This window comes from Gammaproteobacteria bacterium (assembly GCA_030949385.1).
Lineage (GTDB): Bacteria > Pseudomonadota > Gammaproteobacteria > JAUZRS01 > JAUZRS01 > JAUZRS01.
The window spans coordinates 142,642-165,530 of sequence record JAUZSP010000007.1; the positions used below are offsets into that span (position 1 = coordinate 142,642).

The 22,889-nt window shown below is 50.3% G+C and carries 24 protein-coding genes, 1 tRNA gene and 2 pseudogenes; 5 read left to right on the forward strand and 22 right to left on the reverse strand.

Features of this window, described 5'->3' with window-relative positions; all coding sequences use genetic code 11:
• Positions 1 to 7: 7 nt before the first annotated feature.
• The 14 genes and pseudogenes from Q9O24_10115 to rnr all read right to left on the reverse strand — a co-directional run bounded on the left by Q9O24_10115 (position 8) and on the right by rnr (position 14,668).
• Complete coding sequence (locus Q9O24_10115; GenBank protein ID MDQ7075483.1) at positions 8 to 829, reverse strand: SDR family NAD(P)-dependent oxidoreductase; 822 nt, start codon at positions 827 to 829, stop codon at positions 8 to 10.
• A 416-nt stretch (positions 830 to 1,245) separates the two neighbouring features.
• The gene (locus tag Q9O24_10120) at positions 1,246 to 1,602 is read right to left on the reverse strand and encodes a MerR family transcriptional regulator (GenBank protein MDQ7075484.1); all 357 of its coding nucleotides are present in this window, start codon (positions 1,600 to 1,602) and stop codon (positions 1,246 to 1,248) included.
• Positions 1,583 to 1,882, reverse strand: a complete 300-nt coding sequence (ihfA, locus tag Q9O24_10125; protein MDQ7075485.1) for an integration host factor subunit alpha — start codon at positions 1,880 to 1,882, stop codon at positions 1,583 to 1,585. The genes Q9O24_10120 and ihfA overlap by 20 nt, the downstream gene beginning before the upstream one ends.
• A 3-nt stretch (positions 1,883 to 1,885) precedes the next feature.
• A complete protein-coding gene (pheT, locus tag Q9O24_10130; protein ID MDQ7075486.1) occupies positions 1,886 to 4,255 on the reverse strand; it encodes a phenylalanine--tRNA ligase subunit beta in 2,370 nt (789 codons plus the stop codon).
• Between the two features lie 47 nt (positions 4,256 to 4,302).
• A pseudogene (gene pheS / locus Q9O24_10135) lies at positions 4,303 to 5,303 on the reverse strand (phenylalanine--tRNA ligase subunit alpha).
• Positions 5,304 to 5,478: 175 nt separating this feature from the next.
• Positions 5,479 to 5,838 (reverse strand): 50S ribosomal protein L20, encoded by a 360-nt coding sequence (gene rplT, locus Q9O24_10140; GenBank protein ID MDQ7075487.1) that lies wholly within the window; start codon positions 5,836 to 5,838, stop codon positions 5,479 to 5,481.
• Positions 5,839 to 5,854: 16 nt separating this feature from the next.
• Entirely contained in the window at positions 5,855 to 6,052 is a 198-nt protein-coding gene (gene rpmI / locus Q9O24_10145; protein MDQ7075488.1) for a 50S ribosomal protein L35, read from the reverse strand.
• Positions 6,053 to 6,200: 148 nt separating this feature from the next.
• A complete protein-coding gene (gene infC, locus Q9O24_10150; GenBank protein MDQ7075489.1) occupies positions 6,201 to 6,719 on the reverse strand; it encodes a translation initiation factor IF-3 in 519 nt (172 codons plus the stop codon).
• A gap of 3 nt (positions 6,720 to 6,722) precedes the next feature.
• Complete coding sequence (gene thrS, locus Q9O24_10155; GenBank protein MDQ7075490.1) at positions 6,723 to 8,648, reverse strand: threonine--tRNA ligase; 1,926 nt, start codon at positions 8,646 to 8,648, stop codon at positions 6,723 to 6,725.
• 88 nt (positions 8,649 to 8,736) lie between these two features.
• The gene (locus tag Q9O24_10160; protein MDQ7075491.1) at positions 8,737 to 9,903 is read right to left on the reverse strand and encodes a hypothetical protein; all 1,167 of its coding nucleotides are present in this window, start codon (positions 9,901 to 9,903) and stop codon (positions 8,737 to 8,739) included.
• A gap of 6 nt (positions 9,904 to 9,909) precedes the next feature.
• Positions 9,910 to 10,152: a DUF3565 domain-containing protein gene (locus tag Q9O24_10165; GenBank protein MDQ7075492.1), complete on the reverse strand. Its 243-nt coding sequence runs from the start codon at positions 10,150 to 10,152 to the stop codon at positions 9,910 to 9,912.
• 2 nt (positions 10,153 to 10,154) lie between these two features.
• Positions 10,155 to 11,567 (reverse strand): diguanylate cyclase, encoded by a 1,413-nt coding sequence (locus tag Q9O24_10170; protein MDQ7075493.1) that lies wholly within the window; start codon positions 11,565 to 11,567, stop codon positions 10,155 to 10,157.
• Between the two features lie 9 nt (positions 11,568 to 11,576).
• Positions 11,577 to 12,335, reverse strand: coding sequence for a 23S rRNA (guanosine(2251)-2'-O)-methyltransferase RlmB (gene rlmB, locus Q9O24_10175; GenBank protein MDQ7075494.1), 759 nt, complete (start codon positions 12,333 to 12,335; stop codon positions 11,577 to 11,579).
• Positions 12,335 to 14,668, reverse strand: coding sequence for a ribonuclease R (rnr, locus tag Q9O24_10180; GenBank protein MDQ7075495.1), 2,334 nt, complete (start codon positions 14,666 to 14,668; stop codon positions 12,335 to 12,337). Before rnr ends, rlmB begins: the two co-directional genes overlap by 1 nt.
• 195 nt (positions 14,669 to 14,863) lie before the next feature.
• Between rnr and Q9O24_10185 the strand changes: the two genes are divergently transcribed.
• Both Q9O24_10185 and Q9O24_10190 read left to right on the forward strand, forming a co-directional pair.
• Positions 14,864 to 14,950: transfer RNA gene (locus Q9O24_10185), tRNA-Leu, on the forward strand.
• A gap of 158 nt (positions 14,951 to 15,108) precedes the next feature.
• On the forward strand, positions 15,109 to 15,819 hold the full coding sequence (locus Q9O24_10190; protein ID MDQ7075496.1) for an urease accessory protein: 711 nt from the start codon (positions 15,109 to 15,111) through the stop codon (positions 15,817 to 15,819).
• Between the two features lie 6 nt (positions 15,820 to 15,825).
• On the opposite strand, the pseudogene Q9O24_10195 reads toward Q9O24_10190, so the two are convergent.
• Positions 15,826 to 16,219: pseudogene (locus Q9O24_10195) on the reverse strand (ribonuclease R).
• Positions 16,220 to 16,268: 49 nt separating this feature from the next.
• Here Q9O24_10195 and Q9O24_10200 point away from each other — a divergent pair.
• The 3 genes from Q9O24_10200 to Q9O24_10210 are packed head-to-tail and all read left to right on the forward strand — an operon-like array spanning position 16,269 to position 18,602.
• A complete protein-coding gene (locus tag Q9O24_10200; protein ID MDQ7075497.1) occupies positions 16,269 to 17,156 on the forward strand; it encodes an ABC transporter ATP-binding protein in 888 nt (295 codons plus the stop codon).
• A complete protein-coding gene (locus tag Q9O24_10205; protein MDQ7075498.1) occupies positions 17,153 to 18,172 on the forward strand; it encodes an ABC transporter permease in 1,020 nt (339 codons plus the stop codon). The genes Q9O24_10200 and Q9O24_10205 overlap by 4 nt, the downstream gene beginning before the upstream one ends.
• A gap of 58 nt (positions 18,173 to 18,230) precedes the next feature.
• Positions 18,231 to 18,602 (forward strand): helix-turn-helix domain-containing protein, encoded by a 372-nt coding sequence (locus Q9O24_10210; GenBank protein ID MDQ7075499.1) that lies wholly within the window; start codon positions 18,231 to 18,233, stop codon positions 18,600 to 18,602.
• A gap of 12 nt (positions 18,603 to 18,614) precedes the next feature.
• Here Q9O24_10210 and Q9O24_10215 read toward each other — a convergent pair whose 3' ends face one another.
• The 7 genes from Q9O24_10215 to Q9O24_10245 all read right to left on the reverse strand — a co-directional run bounded on the left by Q9O24_10215 (position 18,615) and on the right by Q9O24_10245 (position 22,715).
• Positions 18,615 to 18,959, reverse strand: a complete 345-nt coding sequence (locus tag Q9O24_10215; protein MDQ7075500.1) for a DUF4144 family protein — start codon at positions 18,957 to 18,959, stop codon at positions 18,615 to 18,617.
• Positions 18,960 to 18,962: 3 nt separating this feature from the next.
• Positions 18,963 to 19,559: a carbonate dehydratase gene (gene can, locus Q9O24_10220; protein MDQ7075501.1), complete on the reverse strand. Its 597-nt coding sequence runs from the start codon at positions 19,557 to 19,559 to the stop codon at positions 18,963 to 18,965.
• Between the two features lie 90 nt (positions 19,560 to 19,649).
• A complete protein-coding gene (arfB, locus tag Q9O24_10225) occupies positions 19,650 to 20,066 on the reverse strand; it encodes an alternative ribosome rescue aminoacyl-tRNA hydrolase ArfB (GenBank protein MDQ7075502.1) in 417 nt (138 codons plus the stop codon).
• Between the two features lie 17 nt (positions 20,067 to 20,083).
• On the reverse strand, positions 20,084 to 21,031 hold the full coding sequence (locus Q9O24_10230; protein ID MDQ7075503.1) for an AgmX/PglI C-terminal domain-containing protein: 948 nt from the start codon (positions 21,029 to 21,031) through the stop codon (positions 20,084 to 20,086).
• Positions 21,032 to 21,034: 3 nt separating this feature from the next.
• Positions 21,035 to 21,532 carry a biopolymer transporter ExbD gene (locus Q9O24_10235; protein MDQ7075504.1) on the reverse strand — a complete coding sequence of 166 codons (498 nt, stop codon included), beginning with the start codon at positions 21,530 to 21,532 and terminating at the stop codon, positions 21,035 to 21,037.
• Positions 21,529 to 22,029, reverse strand: a complete 501-nt coding sequence (locus Q9O24_10240) for a biopolymer transporter ExbD (GenBank protein MDQ7075505.1) — start codon at positions 22,027 to 22,029, stop codon at positions 21,529 to 21,531. The genes Q9O24_10235 and Q9O24_10240 overlap by 4 nt, the downstream gene beginning before the upstream one ends.
• Positions 22,029 to 22,715 carry a MotA/TolQ/ExbB proton channel family protein gene (locus Q9O24_10245; protein MDQ7075506.1) on the reverse strand — a complete coding sequence of 229 codons (687 nt, stop codon included), beginning with the start codon at positions 22,713 to 22,715 and terminating at the stop codon, positions 22,029 to 22,031. Before Q9O24_10245 ends, Q9O24_10240 begins: the two co-directional genes overlap by 1 nt.
• Positions 22,716 to 22,889 lie beyond the last annotated feature (174 nt).

Genomic DNA, 22,889 nt, shown 5'->3' on the forward strand with positions numbered 1-22,889 from the left:
CCCAAAACTACACCTCATCAATCTCATCGGGCAGAACGGGCAGCTCCGGCTGCGGTCGTTTTGGCATATCCATTCGCGCCGTCATGCCACCGTCGGCCACATAGGATTGCCCCGTCGTCCATGCCGACACATCTGAGCTTAAAAACAGGGTCAAATTGGCAATCTCCTCCACCAAACCATAGCGCTGCAAGGGCAGATGAGGTAACCACTGACCTTCAGCCGCCTTAAGCGCCACATGAGTCCGCTCCACTGGCACCACCCCTGGAGCGACTGCATTAACTCGAATGCCATGCTTTGCCCACTCCAGAGCCATCACTTCGGTTAAAGACTCCAATCCTGCTTTGGAAGCAGCGTAAGCCGAAAAATTTTCCACACTCTTTTTTGCGTGAATGCTGCTGTTATTAATGATCACACCGGCAATCTCTGCCGCAATCATACGTTTGACCACCGCTCGGCTGAGCAAATAAGGCGCTCGCAAATTAATGTTCAATACATCATCCCAATAGACCGAACCGGCATCCAACATGCTCGCTTTAAGAACAATACCGGCATTATTGACCAAGATATCAATGCCGTCCCACTTTCGCCAAGCCTCTGACACCAACCGCTCTAATGCCATTTCCGAACGCAAATCAGCGTAAAAGAGTGCGCCTTTGCCACCCGCAGTTTGAATCTGCTGCAACACCCTCTGCGCACCTGCTTCACGACTTCGATAGTGCAACAACACCTTAGCCCCTTGTGCAGCAAACGCCTTGGCCATGCCCGCACCCAAACCACCGGAAGCACCGGTAATCAAAACCCGTTTGCCACGCAGATCATCAAATTGCATTTTTTACTCCCGTTACCGTTCACTATTGGAGCGGCAGTTTAACCGAGAGACAAGCAAATAAAGCATTTCCAAGACATAAAAAAACCCCTGCTGAGCCACGCACAAACAGGGGTTTTAGAAACAAAAGTTCTAGGTCTTACTTGGCCGCAGGTTCAACAGCAGTCACAGTAGAAGAAGTGGTGTCGGTTTTGGTAGCAACGTCGCTGCTGCTTTTAGCAAAAACATCCATGCCAAAGCTCATAGCACCAGCACCGTTTAAAGTTAAAAAGTGTTTATTTAGGTTGTTGGCAGTGCCTACCTAAACGATGAAATAAAGTATATTAGCAAACACTTTTTTACTTATTTTCTAAAATAGACTGAAAAAAGGTTAGATTAAATGAACCGAGAAATCAAAAAAAGAACGTCAAAAAGAAACTTCAACTCTTCAAAATAGTCAAAATCGCTTCCAACTCAATGCGAATTTGCCGCACCATCTGATGAGACTGAGCGCTATCCTCTTTGGCAGCTTCCCCTGAAAGCTGCAAACGCGCACCACCAATGGTGTAGCCTTGCTCGTAGAGCAAGCTGCGAATTTGACGGATCAACATCACATCGTGACGCTGATAATAACGCCGATTACCGCGTCGCTTGACCGGCTTCAGTTCTGGGAACTCTTGCTCCCAATAACGCAAAACATGCGGTTTAACCCCGCACAATTCGCTGACCTCACCAATGGTGAAGTAGCGTTTATTCGGTATCGGTGCCAGTTCGCTGTTATTGCTGATTTCCAGCATACGCTTCAACCCGTGCTTTCAGTTTCTGCCCTGGCCTAAAGGTCACCACCCGCCGTGCGCTGATGGGGATCTCCTGACCGGTTTTGGGATTACGTCCCGGACGTTGATTTTTAGTACGCAGAATAAAGTTGCCAAAACCGGAAAACTTCACATCGTCTCCCGTTTCAAGTGCTTGGCGAATCTCCTCAAAAAACAGCTCCACCAACTCTTTGGCTTCACGTTTATTAAGACCCAATTCCTCAAACAACATCTCCGACATTACTGCCTTCGTCAACGCCATGAATTACTCCCTCAGTGTTGCGCCTAAATTCTCCTGCAGATGCGCCAAGATTTTCGCAACAGCCTCTTCCACGTCATCTTCTTTAAGAGTGCGCGATAATTCCTGTAAAATCAAGCCTAAAGCGAGACTTTTTCGTCCTGTTTCGATGCCCTTACCACGGTAAAGATCAAACAGACGCAACTCAATCAGGTAACTCGGCGCAACCTCATGCACACAAGCCGAGACCTGTGCCATGGAAACTGACTCATCCACCACCAGCGCCAAATCTCGACGAATGGAGGGAAAACGCGACAGCGGTGCAAATTTTGGCAACACCCCTTCCAGCAACAGATCCAGCTCCAACTCAAACAGCAGCGCCGTTTGACTCAACCCCAAAGCCTTTTCAAGCCGTGGGTGCAGCGCACCGATCCAGCCCAGTGGCCGACCGTTTTTATACAGCCGTGCCGATTGCCCAGGATGCAAACTGGGGTGCTCTTCAACTCGGTATTCAACCTGTGCAGCCGAGCGCCCCAACAACACCTCCAGATCACCCTTGAGATCAAAAAAGTCCACCTGCCGAGCCGACTCGCCCCACTGCTCGGTCACAATCGGGCCGCTGATCAAACCGGCCAAACAGCGCGTCTGCTCTAAACCGTCCTTGGTTTGAACAAATTTCAGGCCGCTCTCAAACAGACGCACCCGCGACTGCTGACGGTTCAGGTTGTACTGCAACGTTTTCAACAAACCGGTAAACAGCGTGGTGCGCATCACCGCCAAATCCGCCGACAACGGGTTAGCCAAGGGCAACGGCGTTTTATCCGGCTCCACCAAAGCCTGTAGCTCAGGATCACAAAAGGTGTAACAGACCACCTCTTGATAACCGCGATCCACCAAGGTGTTCTGCAACTGCTCCAGACCCACACTCGCTTCGGGATTGACTTTCATCTGCGGGCGCAAAGAGGGCTGGGTGCGCGGAATGCGGTCGTAACCGTAAATGCGCGCCAACTCCTCCACCAGATCCGCTTCAATGTTCATATCAAAACGGTAGCTGGGGGGCTGAATAGACCAGCCGCCCTCTATTGGCTCCAGTTGCAGACCCAAACAGGTCAACATCTCCTCCACATCCACAGCGGCCAGATCCAGACCGAGAATCCGCTTGATGCGCTCTGCGCGCAAAACAATCGCCGACTTTTTCGGCATGGCCGCGCTCTCCAGCGCCTCGATGACTGGTCCCGCTTGCCCCCCGACGATCTCCAGCAACAGCGCCGTGGCGCGTTCCATTGCGGCACGTTGCAGTTCAGGATCAACACCGCGCTCAAAACGGTGCGAAGAATCGCTGTGCAAACCGTAACGACGCGCTTGACCGGCCAATGTATGCGGCACAAAAAACGCGCTCTCCAAGAAAATATCTTCGCTGCGGGCGGTCACACCAGAGGCCAAACCGCCCATAATGCCCGCCAGCGCCAGCGGCTTGGTCTCATCCGCAATCACCAGACTGTCGCCCTTCAGCGTCACCTCGTTGCCATCCAGTAAGGTCAATTTTTCACCGTTTTCAGCCAGACGTACCACAATGCCGCCACTGACGGTGCTGAGATCAAAGCCGTGCATCGGTTGACCCAGCTCCAACATGACGTAGTTGGTCACATCGACAACGGGCGAAATGGCCCGAATGTCGGAACGGCGCAGACGCTCCACCATCCAGAGCGGCGTTTGTGCCTGCACATCAATGTTACGAATCACGCGGCCAACGTAGTGCGGGCAGCGATCAGAGGCTTGCAGTGAAACCGGCAGCACATCCTCAATCTCAGCCATCACCGCTGGAATTTCAATCTCTTTTAGAGTCAAACGATTGCGAGCGCAGAGATCCCGCGCCACGCCACGAACACTAAGGCAATCGCCACGATTGGGGGTCAGATCCACCTCAATGATCGTATCTTCAAGCTGCAAATAGGTGCGGATGTCTTCGCCCAAAGGCGCATCGCTGGGCAGCGCCAGCAAACCATCGGCACTTTCAGCCAAACCCAACTCTTTCTCTGAGCAGAGCATCCCCATGGACGGCACACCGCGCAGCTTGGCTTTTTTGATCTTAAAACCTGACAGACGTGCGCCCACTTTGGCACAAGGCGCTTTCATCCCCAGATGCACATTGGCTGCACCGCAGACAATCTGCAACAGCGCGTCTTCCCCCACCGCCACCTGACAAATGCGCAACTTGTCCGCATCAGGGTGTTTTTCCAACGAGATCACTTCCCCCACCACCACACCGCTGAACTCTGCCGCAGCGGGCGTAATGCCCTCCACTTCCAGACCCAACATGGTCAGCTGCGCTGCCAATTCAGCGCTCTCAATATCGGGATTTACCCATTCTCTCAACCAGCTTTCGCTTAATTTCATGACTGTTTTTTCACACTAAATCGTTGATTATTCGGGAGCCGTGGCGACTATTTAAACTGCTGCAAAAAGCGCAAATCGTTCTCGAAAAAGAGGCGTAAATCGTTAACGCCATAACGCAACATCGCCAAACGCTCCACCCCCATGCCGAAGGCATAACCGGTATAGACTTCGTTATCAATGCCAACCGACTTAAACACCTCAGGGTGAATCATGCCGCAGCCCAGCACCTCCAGCCAACCGGTGTGGCTACAGACACGACAGCCCTCACCAGAGCAGATCACGCACTCGATGTCCGCCTCAGCGGAAGGCTCGGTAAACGGAAAATAAGAAGGGCGGAAACGAATTTTCAGATCATCACGCTCGAAGTAGAGGTGTAAAAAGGTCTCTAAATGCCCCATTAAATCGGTGAAGGAGACGTTCTTATCCACCATCAAACCCTCGACCTGATGAAACATCGGCGTGTGAGTCACATCGGAGTCACAACGATAGACTCGACCTGGGGCGATGATGCGCAGCGGCGGCTCTTGGTTCTCCATCACCCGCACCTGCACCGGTGAGGTGTGGGTGCGCAACAGACGACCGTCGTCAAAATAGAAGGTGTCGTGCATGGCACGCGCCGGGTGATGCGCCGGAATATTGAGTGCCTCAAAGTTGTGGTAGTCGTCCTCCACCTCCGGGCCCCTCTGCCACCTCAAAACCGAGTTGAGAAAAAAGACTGTGGATACGGCGAATGGTGCGCGTCACAGGATGCAGACCACCGCTGTTAAGACCACGACCTGGCAAACTCACATCTACCGCTTCAGCGGCCAAACGGGCGCTAAGCGCCTCTTGCTCCAGAATCTGCTTGCGCTGCTCCAGTAGATGCGCCAGTTCACGTTTAGCCGCATTAATCGATTGACCGGCCTCACGGCGATCTGCCGCTGGCAGTTTGCCCAAGGCTTTGAGCTGCTCCGTTACCAAGCCTTTTTTACCCAAAAAAATCGACACGAATTTGATCCAGATCTTTGAGCGTACCGACCTGCGCAATCTGTTGTTGCGCGTCCGCCATCAATTCCGACAGTTGAAGAGACACAGTGATAATCCTAACTAAAAACGAGATTTTGACAAAACAGCCTTATTTGAATAACAAGGCCAAGCTACTTTGCCAAAATCTCAACAAAAAGGGGAAAGGTTTCCACCTTTCCCCCAGACGAAGCGATAAAACATCGGCAATAAGCGACGCTTTAATCGTTCAGGCTTGCTTTCGCTTTTTCAGCAATGGCGGCAAACGCAACGGCGTCACGCACGGCCAAATCAGCCAAGACCTTACGATCCACTTCGATGCTGGCTTTTTTCAGGCCATTCATAAAGCGGCTGTAAGAAAGGCCGTTGATGCGAGCGGCGGCGTTGATACGCACAATCCACAACGCACGGAACTGACGTTTTTTCTGACGACGATCACGATACGCGTATTGACCGGCTTTGGTGACCGCTTGTTTGGCAACGCGCAAAACACGACTGCGCGCACCACGATACCCTTTGGCTTTCTTCAGAATCTTTTTATGGCGGGCGTGAGCCGTTACACCACGTTTTACTCTAGGCATTTTCTATTCTCCCAACTTACGCAAAAGGCAACATGCGACGAACCATAGCGGTATCGCAATGAGCAACTTGTGAAGGCGCACGCAAATGACGTTTCCGCTTGGTGCTCTTCTTGGTGAGAATATGACGGCGATGGGATTGACCCCGTTTAAAGCCGCCGCTGGCGGTGCGTTTGAAGCGTTTCGCAGCACCACGGTTGGTTTTCATCTTTGGCATAGTATAACTCCCGTTACTATATATAAAGTTTCTGTCCGGCTCAGTCGGAGTCTACTGAAGCTCGAACGATGTTACCCACACAAAAATCGCCCCAGCCAACCGCAGTTGAGCAGGGACGACGTTTTCAAGGTTCGGTACGTTTTGCTGACTACCTCTTTCGAGCTGCCATCACCATCACCATCTGACGGCCTTCCATTTTAACGTGTTGTTCAATCACCGCCAACTCATCCAAATCTTGGGCAACACGAGCAAGCAGCTTAGCGCCCAAGTCACGATGCGCCATCTCACGACCACGGAAACGCAGGGTGATTTTGGCTTTATCGCCATTTTCCAAGAAGCGAGTCAAATTACGCAGTTTGACCTGATAATCTCCCTCCTCAGTCCCAGGGCGAAACTTGATCTCTTTGAGCTGGATCTGCTTCTGCTTCTGCTTCGACTGGTTGTGTTTCTTGCGTTGCTCAAAACGAAACTTACCGTAGTCCATAATTCGACAAACAGGCGGCTTCGAGTTGGGCACAATCTCAACCAGATCCAATGTAACAGCCGTTGCAGCGGCAAGTGCTTTCTCTATAGAAACCACACCAACTTGTTCACCTTCAGCGTCAATCAAACGCACTTCAGGCGTGGTGATATCACGGTTTCTACGATGCTTTTTTTCAGCAGCGATATTTCAATCCTCCAAAATGGCAAGACCGTGGTTTGCGATTTCGTCCTTCAGACGTTCGGTCAGCGCTTCAACAGTCAAGCTGCCCAGCTCCTGACCGTCTCGCGCACGCACGGCGACGGTATGTGTTTCTACCTCACGATCCCCCACCACCAAAAGATAGGGAACACGTTGCAAGGTATGCTCACGGATTTTAAAGCCGATTTTCTCGTTTCTCAAGTCCACATTGACCTTAAATCCACATTTTCTCAGCTTTTTTTCCACTTTTTTAACGTAATCGGCCTGATTGTCGGTAATGTTCATCACCACCAACTGAATCGGCGACAACCACGTCGGCAATTTACCGGCATGATGTTCAATCAAAATACCAATAAAACGCTCTAAAGACCCCAAAATAGCCCGATGAATCATCACCGGAACCTGTTTTGAACCGTCTTCGGCAACGTATTGCGCGCCTAAACGGCCTGGCATGGAAAAATCGACCTGAATAGTACCACATTGCCAAGCACGACCGATGCAGTCTTTGAGAACAAACTCAATCTTAGGGCCATAAAAAGCCCCTTCACCTGGTTGCAGCTTCCATTTGATACCTTTGTCATCCAGTGCAATCTGCAACGCCTCTTCCGCCCGATCCCAAAGTTCATCGGCACCCACACGCTTTTCAGGCCGAGTTGAGAGCGCCACTTCAATCTCATCAAAACCAAAACTTTTGTAGGTCAGATAGGTGAGATCAATCAGATCCGCCACTTCCGCTTGCAACTGCCCTTCGGTGCAAAAGACATGGGCATCGTCTTGGGTAAAACGACGGGCGCGCATCAAACCGTGCAAGGTACCAGAAGGCTCATTGCGATGCACCACCCCAAACTCGGCGATGCGCAGCGGCAGATCACGGTAGCTTTTCAGACCTTGGTTGAAGATCTGAATGTGACACGGGCAGTTCATCGGCTTGATGGCGTAATCCCGATTCTCCACATGAGTGCTGAAAATCATGTCACCGAACTTATCCCAGTGACCGGATTTTTCCCACAAGCTGCGATCCAGCACCTGCGGCGTGTGTACCTCTTGATAACCAAAATCCTCTAAGGTCTCGCGCATGTGGGTCTCCACATTGCGATAAAGCTGCCAACCCTTCTCATGCCAAAAAACCATACCTGGCGCTTCTTCTTGGAAATGAAACAGATCCAACTGTTTGCCCAGTTTACGGTGATCGCGTTTTTCAGCCTCTTGCAAACGGTGCAAATAACCTTTCAACTCTTTTTTATTCGTCCAAGCGGTGCCGTAAATGCGCTGCAACATCTCGTTCTTAGAGTCACCACGCCAATAGGCCCCCGCCACTTTGGTTAACTTAAAGGCTTTCAAAAAGCCCGTAGAAGGCACATGAGGGCCGCGACAGAGGTCAATAAAGTCACCCTGTTGGTACAAAGAGATCTCTTGCTCACTGGGAATATCAGCGATGATTTTCGCCTTGTACTCTTCACCTAAGCCTTTGAAGAACTCCACCGCTTCATCGCGAGGTTTCAAAGAGCGTTCGATTTTGCTGTTGGCCTTGACCAACTCCTTCATCTTCTTCTCAATCGCACTCAAATCATCGGTGGTAAACGGACGCTCAAAAGCAAAGTCGTAATAAAAACCGTTTTCAATCACCGGTCCGATGGTCACCTGCGCGGAAGGGAACAAAGACTTCACCGCCTGCGCCAACAGATGCGCGCTGGAGTGACGAATCACCTCCAACGCCTCATCGCTTTTATCGGTGACAATGCTCAACCGTGCATCGGCACTCATCACGTGGGAGCTGTCCACCAGCACCCCATCAACCACACCCGCCAAGGTTGCTTTGGCCAATCCTGAGCCAATATCCGCTGCAACATCAAACACCGTCACCGGCTGATCGAACTCGCGTACGCTGTTGTCCGGCAAAGTAATGTTAGGCATCTCTTTAATCCTTTTTTGTTGTGTAGTGACCCATACGAAAGGCCACGGTTTATGTGGCGGCGATACTAGCGCAGCCGTCCAGTGGGAATCAACTGGCATCCCAGTATTTGGTGGCGATGCCCTCACCCAAATCCGCTTCGATCAAACGACTGCGTACGTCCAACAGCTTCTCCAGCAGTGCCGGTTCCGCTTGCTCATAGGCATCGGCATCAGGCACACGCTTGACGACCACACCAAGCAGTTCAGTAATGGCGTTGCCAACGGAGTTCTGACTGATGGTGACAATCAATTTGCCCTCATCGTTGCGATAAATGAGCTGCTTGAAGGCCGGTTGCCAACGAATGGAGTTGGCGTATTTGGCGTCTCTAACACAGTGATCCCGCACTTTTTTCGCCGCTTTCATAAAGTCGTTGTTAAACAACAAAATGCTTTCGACTTCTTTAGGGAAATAGATATCCCGAGGCATGGCCGCATTGCGAGTCGACACCTGCGAGAAAAAAGCCCGATAGAAATCGATAAAGCCCTTTAACACCAGATCATATTCTGCCCAAAAACGCACGTCCTTCAGTGCATCCACCCCACCTTGAACTTCCCAACAAGGCAAACCTTGTGGGTAGCCCGTCAAAGAGAGGTTTGACTCATCGCCGTGCAGCGGTTTTAAAATCTCCAGATGCAAGGCCTGATCAAAAAAGTCCCGATAAACCGCTCGCATGTAGGCCTGAAACAGGCTGTGCTGACCGCCATCAGTCAAATTAGGGTTATCCGCATCCGCCAGCTTGGCCTCACGCAAGCCTTGCATGGGAAAGACAATAAAATGATTGTGCAACATGCGAATGCTCGGCACCCCTGGAGAAGTCAGCGGCCAAGTGGCATCCAAGCTCGCCTCGCCCGCCAACACCAGCGCCTCAGTGGGGTCAGGGTACTGCTCGATCATATATTCGATCATGATCTGATTCATGCGGTTCCAGACCGACTTCACTCCAACGTCAATCTGAGTTCGACGCACAGGCCGCCCCAAGGGGTTCAAAATACTCTGCGAGGTGTTGTAGATGATCGAGGCATCAAAGGCGTTGCTGTGACCCAAGGCTTTGCGATACAGCAGCAGATTTTCAGGGTTGAGCAACAGGCCGTTATTATTGACCAGATCGTTTAGGTTTTCGGTGCTGTTAAAAAATTCATTGGGTTTCATTCCCTCCGGCACATCCAGAGGAATAGGACGAAAAGGCGTAATTATTTCACGTGAGCCGATCTGCATACAACGTTATCCTTGTTCCGTTTTTTGACAATATTTTGCTTTGATCTGCTCATTGGCAGCTTCACCACGATCACAACGAACGCAGTTTAAAACACGATTTAACCTCTTTTTCCGACCAGCGACGGTTACAACCCAAGGACGGTTCACAAACGGCGGTTTATGGCGAACGTGCTGACCGTGATGACAGGCCAACTCTGCGACCCAATCGCCCAATTCATCTTGGTGATAACCGATGATTTTTTGCTGCACGTTTAAGAAGCCGTCTTAATCCGGTTGCGCCCCGAATTTTTTGCTTCATACAAAGCCTTGTCCGCACGCGCCATCAACTGACTCAAATCATCATCGGCATCATTGGGAATCAAGTCAGCCACTCCCGCACTGATGGTGACAGAGATCACCTCCCCATCAGAGAGGCTAATTTTTTCCGCTTCAATCGCACGACGAATGCGCTCAGAAGTTAACCACGCTTCATCAACACTGGTTTTGGGAAAGACAATACAGAACTCTTCACCACCAATGCGAGCGGCAAAATCCGTGTCACGAATCAGCTTCAGCAACAACTGACAAACTGCGATCAAAACACGATCACCCGACTCATGACCGTAACGGTCGTTCACCTGCTTAAAATGATCCAGATCCAAAAGCAACATCGAAAACGGTTGTGAACTGCGTTGCGCAGCGACAATGCATTGTTCCGCACGAGAGTGAAAATAACGGCGATTAAACAACCCTGTCATGGAGTCTGTGACCAATAACGTATGCGTCGTATTACGACTGGCCAATAAAAAATGGCTCAAATAACCGGCCAATAACACCACCAGCAGACCCAAAGACCAAAACAGAGCACGTCCTTGCCACTGCCCACCCCAGCCCGCCAACGGGCGGCCTGCCAGCTGCCACTGACCATTGGGAAAATTCACCGCCAGCAACAATGACTCACTCTTCGGCGCAAACAACTCAGCTTGACCCCAAAAAAGCGCACCCTGTGCGCCTTTACCATCCACTCCGCGCAAAGCGATCTCTATACCCGCCTGTTGCGACTCCAACACGACGTCATTCAATAACCGGTCGAGATCGATCAAAATTACCGCCAACCCCCAATAACCGTCTGCACTAAGATTGCCTACCACAGCAGGGAAAAACAGCGGATAACGAGCAATAATGGCGCGACCGGTTTGACGCAGTTCCACCGGGCCTGAAATCAGCAGCTTTTTTTCGCTTATGGTTTTACGCACCACCTGCGCACGTTTTGGATCAGCCAACAAATTATGGCCGACAGCAGCTTCATTGCCTTTTAAGGGATGGATAAAGGTCACCACCGAACGGGGTGCCAACTGTAAACTGCGAACACCAGGCACCTCTTTCAGCAGCACTTTGGCGTAACGTTCAAAATAGACTTGGTTTAAAACAGGACTGGTACGCACCCAAGCGGCCAGACTGTAGACCAAAAAAATGCGTTTATTGATTGCTTGCTCAAGGTGAATGCGGCTCGCACTCAAATCTCTGTGCAATGTTATTTGCGCCGCTTGCTGAGCCAAGTCGCCCTGTTTTAGATCCCACAGGCGCAACAGAGTTAATAACGCCAACACCGTAACCGCACCGAGAAAAATCGGTAACCACTTACGACACCAACCTTTTTGGTTATGCAGCTGACAGCCAAACACCGTTCTGCATCACCCCAATGAACCCGCATTTTGTTGCCGTTTCACCTCAAACAGGGTGATTCCTGTGGCGACGGAGACGTTCAAACTCTCCACCTGCCCCTGCATTGGAATTTTGACCAGTTGATCGCAACCGTCACGCGTCAATCGGCGCATACCACTGCTTTCTGAACCCATCACCAAAGCCAGCGCGCCTTTTAACTGAACGTCGTATAAGTTCTGTTCAGCCTCACCCGCCAGCCCCACCACCCACAAATCCAAATCCTGCAAGGTTTTCAGGGTACGGGAAATATTGGTCACTTGGAAAAAAGGCACACTCTCCACCGCACCGGCGGCCACTTTGCGCACCACAGGAGTAATGCCCACCGCACGGTCTTTGGGCACCACCACCGCATGTGCGCCCACCGCATCGGCACTGCGCAGACACGCACCCAAATTATGCGGGTCTTGAATGCCGTCTAAAACCAAGACCAAGGCATCTTCTTCGAGCGCCTGAATCAGCTCAAACAACTCCCCCTCACCGCGCATCTGTACGCTGCGGTATTCCGCAACTACCCCTTGATGATTTGGATTGCCAAAACGATCCAATTCTCGTTTTGAACACGAGACCACAGCAACCTGAAGAGAGTCGGCCAATGCCCGTATCTTTTGCAGACGTTGATCACTGCGCGCCTCATCCACCGAGAGCTGCACGACGTTTTTAGGGTCGTTACGCAGCGCCGCTTCCACGGCATGCAGACCGTAAATCAACGGCCTACTGCTTTTGGCCATTAACTGGCACCAGAGGGTTTACGCGCCGGACGTTTGCGACGACGAGGACGACGCGCCGGACGCTCAAACTCAGATTTAGGTTTGGCTTCGACAGTGTCATCGGCCAGCGGCTCAAAATCAATTTTTCGATCATCCAAACTGACTCGCGCCACTTTGACCTTAATCGCATCACCGATGCGATAAATTTTGCCCGAACGCTCACCGATCATACGGTGACCCTTGGGATCAAATTTATAATAATCTTTGCTCAGCGAGGTGACGTGTACCAAACCCTCAACGTAAACGTCATTCAACTCCACAAACAAGCCAAATGAGGTCACCGTGGTGATAATGCCAGGGAATTCTTCACCCACTCGATCCAGCATGTATTCACACTTAAGCCAATCGGTGGCATCACGGGTCGCGTCATCGGCACGGCGCTCCGCCATAGAACACTGCTCACCCAAACGCACCATCTGATCGGCGCTGTAATCGTACGCTCGCACCCGTTTGCCACGCAGTGCCAGCAAGGCCTTTTTCGGCAACGAGGCAACTGTGCGCTGATCACCGCCGTGAATGATGTGGCGAATGGCACGATGCACCAGCAGATCAGGGTAACGACGAATCGGTGAAGTGAAATGAGCGTAGCTGTCCAGTGAAAGACCAAAATGCCCTTGAGAACCATCTGGACTGTAAACCGCTTGACTTAAGGAACGCAATAAAACCGTCTGGAACAGACGCGCATCGGGGCGCTCGGCTACTGCGCGCAGCACTTCGGCGTAATCTTCCGCTGAGGGGCTGTCACCGCCTTTGAGGCTCAAACCGTGCTCTTTTAAGAAGGTGTGCAGATCTTCCAACTTGGCTTTTTTCGGTCCACCGTGAACACGAAACAGACCCGGCACCTTTTTATTTTGCAGGTACTCAGCGGCGGCCACATTGGCCAAAATCATACACTCTTCGATCAAGCGGTGAGCGTCGTTGCGCCCCACCGGCACAATCGCTTCGATCTTTTTATTGGCATCAAAACGAATCACCGTTTCACGACTGTCAAAATCAATCGCGCCCCGCTTCTGGCGACGTTTCAACAGCGCGTGATAAAGGTCGTAAAGACGCTCTAAGTGGGGAATCAAAACTTGGTTTTGTTGGCGCAAGGTCTGATCTTTATCCACCAGCATCGCCGCCACATCGGTGTAGGTCAGACGCGCATGAGAGCACATCAAACCTTCAAAAAAGCGGCTGCGGATCATCTTGCCGCTGGGATCAATGATCATCTCAGCCACCATGCAGAGACGATCCACATGCGGGTTCAATGAACAGAGACCATTGGAGAGCACTTCCGGCAGCATCGGCACCACCCGTCCAGGGAAATAGACCGAGGTGGCACGCAGCTGCGCTTCGTCATCCAGTGGTTCACCGATTTTGACATAATGTGACACATCGGCAATCGCCACCAGCAACCGCCAGTTTTCGCCTTGTTGTTCACAGAAGACCGCATCATCAAAATCTTGTGAATCGGCACCGTCAATGGTCACCAAGGGCATGTTGCGCAGATCTTCACGACCGACCTTATCCGCCTCCAACACCTCTGGCGAAAGGCCGACAATGTCGGCCTCCACCGCATCGGGCCATTTAACCGGAATATTGTGGGCGTTGAGCGCCACCTCAATCTCCATCCCCGGCATCATGTGGTCACCCAGCACTTCGGTAATGTGGCCGATGGGCTGATGACGGCGGTTAGGCTGCTGCACAATGGTGGCCATGACAATCTGGCCGTGCTGAGCTTCACCCCGTTGATCGCTGGGAATAAAGACTTCTTGATGAATGCGTTTGTTGTCGGCAATCACCAACGACAAACCATCTTCACAATAAAAACGCCCCACCACTTGTTTATTGGCGCGCTCCAGCACCTCCACCAAGACCCCTTCACGGCGACCTCGGCGATCAAAACCGGACACACGCACCACGGCACGATCACCGTGCAACAAAGAACGCATCTCTTTCGGCCCTAAAAAAAGGTCATCGCCACCTTCATCGGGTACCAGAAAACCGAAACTGTCGGGATGAGCAATCACTCGTCCTCGCACCATATCTTCATCGTTAACCAACATATGGCCACCACGGCGGTTCTTCACCAGCTGACCGTCACGCACCATGGCAATCAGCCTGCGCCGCAGCGCTTCCAGTGGCTCATCACCGGTCAGCTTTAAGATTTCAATAAAACCATCGTAGGTCAGCGGAGCACCGTGCTTCTCTAAAAGTTCCAGCAACAGCTCTCGGCTGGCAATGGGATTGTCGTAATGGCGCGCTTCACGCTCAGCTTGGGGGTCGCGAGGGGTGTTTTTATTAATACTCATTCCAGATAACTTCAATAACCGATACACCACGATTCATGGCAGGAGACATTATGGCCGAAATTTGCAGCAGGGCATAATATTTCTCTGCTTAATCTGCCATTAAACACTATTTTGCACAAAAACATTGACATATCAGGAGGAGATGGGTAAATTGCGCGCCACTTCGAGTGGCAACACTGAAGTAACCGCACTTTTGCCGAGGTGGCGGAATTGGTAGACGCGCTAGCTTCAGGTGCTAGTGAGCTTTGGCTCGTGGAGGTTCAAGTCCTCTTCTCGGCACCATATTTATAGAATCCTGCCAGATCAACACAAGTCACTTTCAGCATTATTTTACACACTCTGCCTATTTTGTATTCCCCTTCCGCTTTGATTACGCCCTCAGCGCATGTCTGCTCGAAAGCTCTCTTACACCAAAGTTCAAATAAGACAGAAGCAACTTGATTATCAGTCTGTTATTCATGGGATTTCTGATCGGCATGCGCCATGCGCTGGAGGCTGATCACATCGCCGCCATTGCTACCCTTGCAACACGCACGAATTCGCTGCGAGGAGCCCTAAGGCAAGGCGCAGCCTGGGGGCTGGGTCACACCGCCACGCTGTTCTTGTTTGGCTCCGTCGTCATCCTGATGGACTCGGTCGTCCCTGAAACGTTCGCCCTAAAACTCGAATTTGCCGTAGGCTGTTTATTGGTGATTTTAGGTTTAGATGTGATGCGCAAACTGATTCGTGACCGAATCCATTTCCATAGCCATAAACACACCTGCGGCGTACAGCATTTCCATGCTCACTCACACGCCGGTCAACGTAACCACAGTCCTGCGACGCATCAACATCAACATCCTGAAGGATTTCCTGTTCGAGCCTTGTTTATTGGCCTGATCCACGGCATGGCAGGTTCTGCCGCACTTATATTATTAACGCTGGAAACAATTCAGTCTCCTCTGCTTGGCTTAACGTACATGGCCTTGTTTGGCTTAGGTTCCATGCTCGGCATGGCCGTGCTGTCGGTGATCATCGCCATCCCGCTACGCCGATCTGCTCAAGGCCTGACTTGGTTGCATAATAGCCTGCAAGCCATCGTCGGTATCATCACCATTGCGTTAGGCGCTCATCTGATCATGAACATCGGCACTCAAATTATCGTCTTCTGATTTTTTCGCCGAGACCATAAAATGCCGTCGCTTGATCACCACCCGATGAAAGAAAATCACCGACATGGCGTTTTCCAACACCGTAAAGGCCATTGAACTGAAAAACAGCAGCACCACGATCAACAGCCAACCAATCTTCTCACGCTGCGACAACACCACGGCCAACTGTTCCAGCAACGCCTGCGATTCACCCGCCACCACCAAATTCAGATGCTGCCCTAAGGTATAGAGAGTGCCAGCAGGATCAAAATCAACAGAGGAAAATGGATAACAGCGAGTAATAAGCCACCGCTCCCGAAAGCAACATGCCTTGATTGGCACGAAAACCTACTAACACTCGCCAGAGAAACTTAAAGGGATGAGAGATCACCCAACGCAATCGGAAAGAAGAGAGGGCCATGAATTAACAGTAGCCGAAAAAGCGCCAAAAAATCCAGTATGCTACGCCCATGAGAGCCGACCCCATTATCCAAGTGAACAACTTGAAGAAAAAATACCCGCGCGTTTACGCCGTGCAGGGCATCCATTTTGAACTGCACCGTGGTCACTGCCTCGGGCTGCTTGGCCCCAACGGTGCGGGCAAAACCACCACCATTGAAATGCTGGAAGGCATCACTCCGCCCAGCAGCGGTGAGATACTCTACAAAGGTAAGCCGCTGGGGAAAACCTTTCATAATCAAGCGGGGATTCAATTTCAAGCCACTGCCTTGCAAGAGTTCCTCACTGCCAAAGAACATTTAACTCTGTTCCAAAACCTCTACCCACAGAGCCTGCCCCTTTCAGAGGTTGTCGAGCTCTGTTCACTGCACGAATTCCTCAACCAAGATGCCAGTCAACTCTCCGGCGGCCAACGCCAACGTCTGCTGTTGGCCATAGCCATGATCAACGATCCCGAAGTGCTGTTTCTTGACGAACCGACCACCGGCCTCGACCCGCAAGCACGGCGCAATTTTTGGAGCATGATCGACGGCATCAAACAACGCGGCAAAACCGTCTTGCTCACCACCCACTACATGGAAGAGGCCTACCAGCTCTGTGACCAAATTTTAATTATGGATCACGGCAAAATCATCGCCAGCGGCTCCCCAGACGAACTGCTGAAAAGCCATTTCCAAGAGTCCATTATCACTCTACCAAGTGAGGACTTTAAGGTTCAAAACGATTTTCCTCTACAACACCAAAACCTCGGTGACAACATTGAAATTCGCTCCAGCAACATCAACCAAACGCTGCAAACCTTACTGGAACACAAGATTCCACTGCAACATCTACAAATCCGAAAACACACACTGGAAGACCTCTTTTTGGCTCTGACCGGTAAGGAGCTACGCCAATGATGCGCCGCATTGCTGCCCTGTTTCACGCCCGTAACTTAGAATTTATCCGTGACCGCGCCTCCTTGAGCTGGAATTTGCTCTTCCCCGCCCTACTGGTCTTAGGCCTTGCGTTTGTTTTTTCTGGTGATGACAAGAGCCTATTCAAAGTGGCTCAGCTCACCACCGCCACAGAGCAGATTAACCCTCAACAACACCCCTTTTTAAGCACCGAACACATTCAATTTTTTATCCTCGAAGATCGAACAGCCGCACTGAAAAAAGTCGCCACCCATCAAATTGATCTGCTGTTAGAAATACACGATAAACAGATCCATTACTGGGTCAATTCAGAATCGGCCAACGGTTACATCGTAGAAAAATTGCTATTAGCCCGTGATCCAAAGGCACTCAAACAAGTAACGCAGGGGCAGCCCATGCGTTATGTGGATTGGTTACTGCCTGGCATATTAAGCATGAACATTATGTTCAGTTGCCTGTTTGGAGTCGGTTTTATTGTGGTACGTTATCGTAAAAATGGTTATCTGAAACGCCTTAATGCCACCCCAGTTACGGCCATTGAGTTTTTAATTGCCCAAGTTTTGTCGCGTCTGCTGCTGCTGCTCAGCGTCACCGTACTGGTTTATATGGGTACCAATTATTTTCTCGATTTCAGTATGCACGGCAATTATTGGCACCTGCTTCTGCTCACCGCCTTGGGCATTTTTTGCATGATCAGTCTCGCCTTAACGCTGGCCTCACGCACCTCCAGCGAGGAGCTGGCAGGCGGTCTGCTGAACGTCATCAGTTGGCCGATGATGATGCTCTCTGGGGTCTGGTTTTCCCTAGAGGGCAGCCCAGAAGCCATTCAGATATTGGCAAATTTTTTCCCGCTGACGCATTTAATCGACGGCGCACGGGCGATTATGTTGGAAGGGGCTGATCTGAGTGACATTCGTTATTCATTGCTGGCATTGAGCATCATGAGTTTGGTTTTTCTGCTCACCAGCACCAAGCTGTTTCGCTGGAAAGCAGAGTGAATTTATTTTTCTTAAGGAATCAAATCGCCAAATTTTCAGCGGTTATCTGACCCACCCTATGACAAATTACATTTTCGGTGACCGCTGGAGCTTGCTTATCATTCGTGACCTGCTGTTTATGGAAAAACAGTACTACGGGGATTTTTTAAATTCTACAGAAAAAATATCAACCAATATTCTGGCCAATAGGTTAGAAAAATTAGAGGTCGATGGTCTGATTACAAAAAAAGTAGATGCCAAAAATAGATCGAAGAAAATCTACAGATTAACGGAAAAAGGACTTGATTTACTGCCAATGCTGTTAGAGATGATCGTTTGGTCTGCCAAATACGATAAACAGACTCTGGCACCAAAAAAGTTTATCGAACAGATTCAAACAGATCGGGATGATTTTATGCAAGAAATAAGAAGAAAGCTTAATGTACTGTAGTCGCTGGGTCATTCAGATATTAAAATCCGTCACCTCCTGCACAAATAGCATACCCTGTGCAAACGAGCCTAACTGAATTTTTTCCACACAGCATTGATTCAGTGCCACTAAATGGGCTTTTACCAGCCCTTCAAACTCGTGCAGAGAAAGTGACTGCCCAGTGGCAATACACTCAATGAATTTTTTATCCTGACTCGGTTTAAGGGTATAAATTGCCCCCGCTGAATCAACCAAACGATCCTGATCGGAATAACCATAAAAATGCAGATCTGGGTCATTATTCCAGTGCGCTTCATCGGCAATAAAGATCAATTCGTCATCATGTTCGTACTGAATAAAAGCAGGCCAAACAAGCATTGTTTATAACTCCGAGACCGAAGTCTCTAGATCCTTAATAATGCCATTATGAATATCGTAAACCCAACCGTGTACCGCCAGCTCGTAACCTGCCCGCCACGCTTTTTTTACCACTGTGGTATGACAAACGTTTTTCACCTGTTCCATAACGTTCAACTCGCACAGTCGATCCAATTTTTCCTTGCCTTGCAAGCCTTTCAGTTCACCTTCATTAAACCGTGCCACGTCTTGAATGTGACGCAACCAGTTATCAATCAAGCCGTGGTCACAGCTCTCTTGCGAAGCCGCTACCCCACCACAACCGTAGTGACCACAGACGATAATGTGCTTCACTTTTAACACTTCCACTGCGTAGTGAATCACCGACAAGCAGTTCAAATCCGTATGCACCACCACATTGGCAATGTTGCGATGCACAAACACTTCACCCGGTGGCAACGAGACAATTTGATTGGCAGGCACACGGCTGTCCGAACAACCGATCCAAAGGTATTCGGGAGCTTGCTGCTTAGACAGAGTAGAAAAAAAATGGGGATCTTTGTCCGTAACCGAGGTGGCCCATTCAAGGTTGCGGTTCAAGAGGTGCTGTAAGGTGGTCAAAAGAAACTCACTTTCTCTGCTGTAGGTGAGCTATTGAACGTCAAAGGTCACAGAATGGCAAGCACAATTCACACGTCCCGCCACCACACCTCAATACTCCTTCACCTTACCTCGCAGCGTCTTGAGCCGCCCACGCTTGGTTTTGCTCTCCATACGCCGAACTTTTGCACCCTTGCTCGGTTTGGTGGCACGACGTGTTTTTTGCACCACCGTCACCGCTTTAATTAACGTTTGCAAGCGCATCAACGCTTCCGTACGGTTTTTATCTTGGCTGCGATGGATCTGTGCTTTGATCACCACCACACCTTCTTTATTGATGCGATGATCATTTAAATTAAGCAATTTTTCTTTGTAAAACTCAGGCAACGAAGAGGCTCGAATATCAAACCTAAGATGCACCGCCGAGGAGACCTTATTCACATTTTGGCCACCCGCCCCTTGAGCACGAATCGCCTGCAACTCAATTTCAGAGCTGGGAATAACCACATGATGTGAGATAAATAACATAAGAGTTCACATTCAAATTATGCTGGGAAAAAATCAATGGTATGGCTGACCGTTGTCACCGAAACCGGCTCGCGTCCAAAATTGATCATCTTCAAACGCGCCACCAATTTACGCTGCAAACGCCGATCAGACAACTCACTGGAGAGAATTTTACAGCGAATCACCTTACCCGCCGCAGAAATCGTCAACTCAAACACCACCCTGCCCTGCAACGATGGGTCTTTACGGGTGGCACGATTGTAAAGCGACTCCAACGAACCTTTATTTCGATCCAAACTGCGTCGAATCGCATCCACATTGCGCCCACCTTGCCTGCCAGCACGGCTCACCGATGCCCCTTCCGCACGAGCCAAACGGCTGCCGACTCGCCGTACCCCAGCATCACGCAAACTCGAATTTCCGGCCTCACGACTAAAGGAGACGTTTTGCATACCACCACTGCCACGCCCCACCGCAGAAGTAAGCACACCCCGTGACGAACCTCGGCTGCTGCTTATCGCTCCATGGGATAAACGTTGTGGTGAGTTAAGTGAATTCAGCTGAGGCCGTCCAAGATCGTGTAAAGCACGGGCATCAGAAAACAGCCCCACACTGGCCGCCCGTTGACGAGCCGTTTGAACGGGGCGCGTAACACTTTGGCGTGGTTTTACTACACGTTTTATTTTACGGATGGCTTTAGTTTGACGTTTTACAAGCCTCTTTTTGGCTTTAGTTACCTTTTTTAGCACTGGTTTTTTATTGCTAACCACCGGCGGTGTAACTGCACGCTCTTTTAGCAGCATCTGCACCACGACGGGAGGTAACATATTTTTTTTCTCTTGTTTAATTTCGGGCAAGTTAACCAAAGGAATCAATAGACCCAAAAAGAAAAAAACAGCAAAACTGATGCGAACAATTTTTTTAAAGCGCCGCGTCTCTTCTTCAGAATCACTCCACGGCAGATCGGGCGTTGCATAAACACTCATGATTTACCCCCTCGCCTTTTGCAAAACGGGCAGCGAGATTTTACTGAACCCCGCTTGACTGCAACTGCGCATCACTTTTTTCAACAACTTATAGGGAATGTCCTTATCCGCCATAATCATAATCTCTCGTCCCTCTGTTTCACTGTCTTCTTTCAGCACACGTCGTTTTTTTTGGTTCTGCAATGCAAAAACCAACTCAGGAATGGCCTGTTTCCCACTGCGTTTCACCCGCTCAAGCGTGATGATATTTCGATCTTGCAATAAAATCTCTGTCTGCGTCACCATCACACGTAATACCTGACGAGGTTTCTGCTCAGCCACCGATTCTGGCAACTGCAAGACTTTTAAGTTAGGCAAGACCTGTTCACTGGAAGAGTTCACCAGCAGAAAAAAGACCAAAATGGTAAAAATATCCATCAAAGAAACCAAATTGAAACCGACGCTGTTTTTCGCTCGCGTGTGATGCCGCTGCATACGACGCGCCCGACGAGAGAGCTTCATTGACCCATTCCAGCCAGAGGTGCATCACCCAGAGAGATCTGCGGAAACAGCTCCAGCATCACACTGCCCCCCACCTGCACCACTTCGGCTGCCCGAACTTGATCCATCAACGCAACCAAACGCTCATAAGAGACCGATTCGGCCAGCAAAATCGACACGGATTTTTTCTCTGGATAACGAGACTTAACCTGTTGCAACACCCCTGACAAACGCTGCAACACCTTCTCATCAGACCAACGCAACTGTTTGATGATCTGCTGATTTTGGCCAACCACAGTCAAATTGTTGGGTCGCACCACCAACTGCAAAACCCACTCCTTGGCATCTTCTGCCGCCGCTGTTTTACTGGGCAGATTCAATTCCAAAATGGTGATGCGAGAAAAAACAGCGGTAATCAATAAAAAAGGCACCAGCACCACCATCAAATTCATAAACGCGGTAATGTTCAGCTCCTCCGCCTCTTTACGACGCTGAGCTCGACGCTGATGCCGACGCATTAGAGCTGTATTCCTTGGGTCTCATTCGGGCCTGCTTGAGTACGGGTTTTACGTTTACGACCGGCACGCAAGGTAATGACGTTCACCAAGCGCACCGCCGCCATCTCCAAACTGTCCACCAACTCCGTGGTTTTGGTCTGCAAAAAAGCGTGCGCCAACAACAGCGGAATGCCCACCATTAACCCAAGAGCCGTGGTGTTCATGGCCACCGAGATACTGGCCGAAAGCAGGTCGGCTTTTTCCGCCGGATTGGCGTTGGCCACCGCAGTAAAGGCTTCGATCAAACCGATAATCGTACCCAACAGACCCAGCAAAGTCGCAATATTGGCCAGTGTAGCCAGATAATGAGTGCGCCTCTCCAACTGCGGCATCACCTCCATCAAACCCTCTTCCATCGCCAGCTCAATGTCTTCCCGATGCCGTGCTGTGCTAATCCGACTCAGACCGTAACCCAAAATTTTTGCCAAGGCCGTTTGAGAATTGTCCGCCACCTTCAAGGCTTCTTTGTATTTGCCCTGCTCCAAGACCGGTTGCAACAGCCCCCAATCCTGACGATTGCGACCTTTGGCGCGATCCAGATAAAGATAACGCTCTACCGCAATTGCCGTCCCCACCGCCATTACCAGCATGATCGGGTACATAAACAGTCCACCGGTTTGAAAAAAGTGGATAATGACATCAAACATTATTTTCTCCTACACGACCCTAAACCGCCCATCGGTTTAAAAGATCCGCAACGGTTTTTGCTGCATCTTTCGGGCTAGAGTAAAACAAACTTACCGATAAAACTGTGAAGGAAAAGACAAAAGTAGCGAAATAGCAGACGGCACTGCCTGTTTTGTGAAGGCCGTTGACTTAGA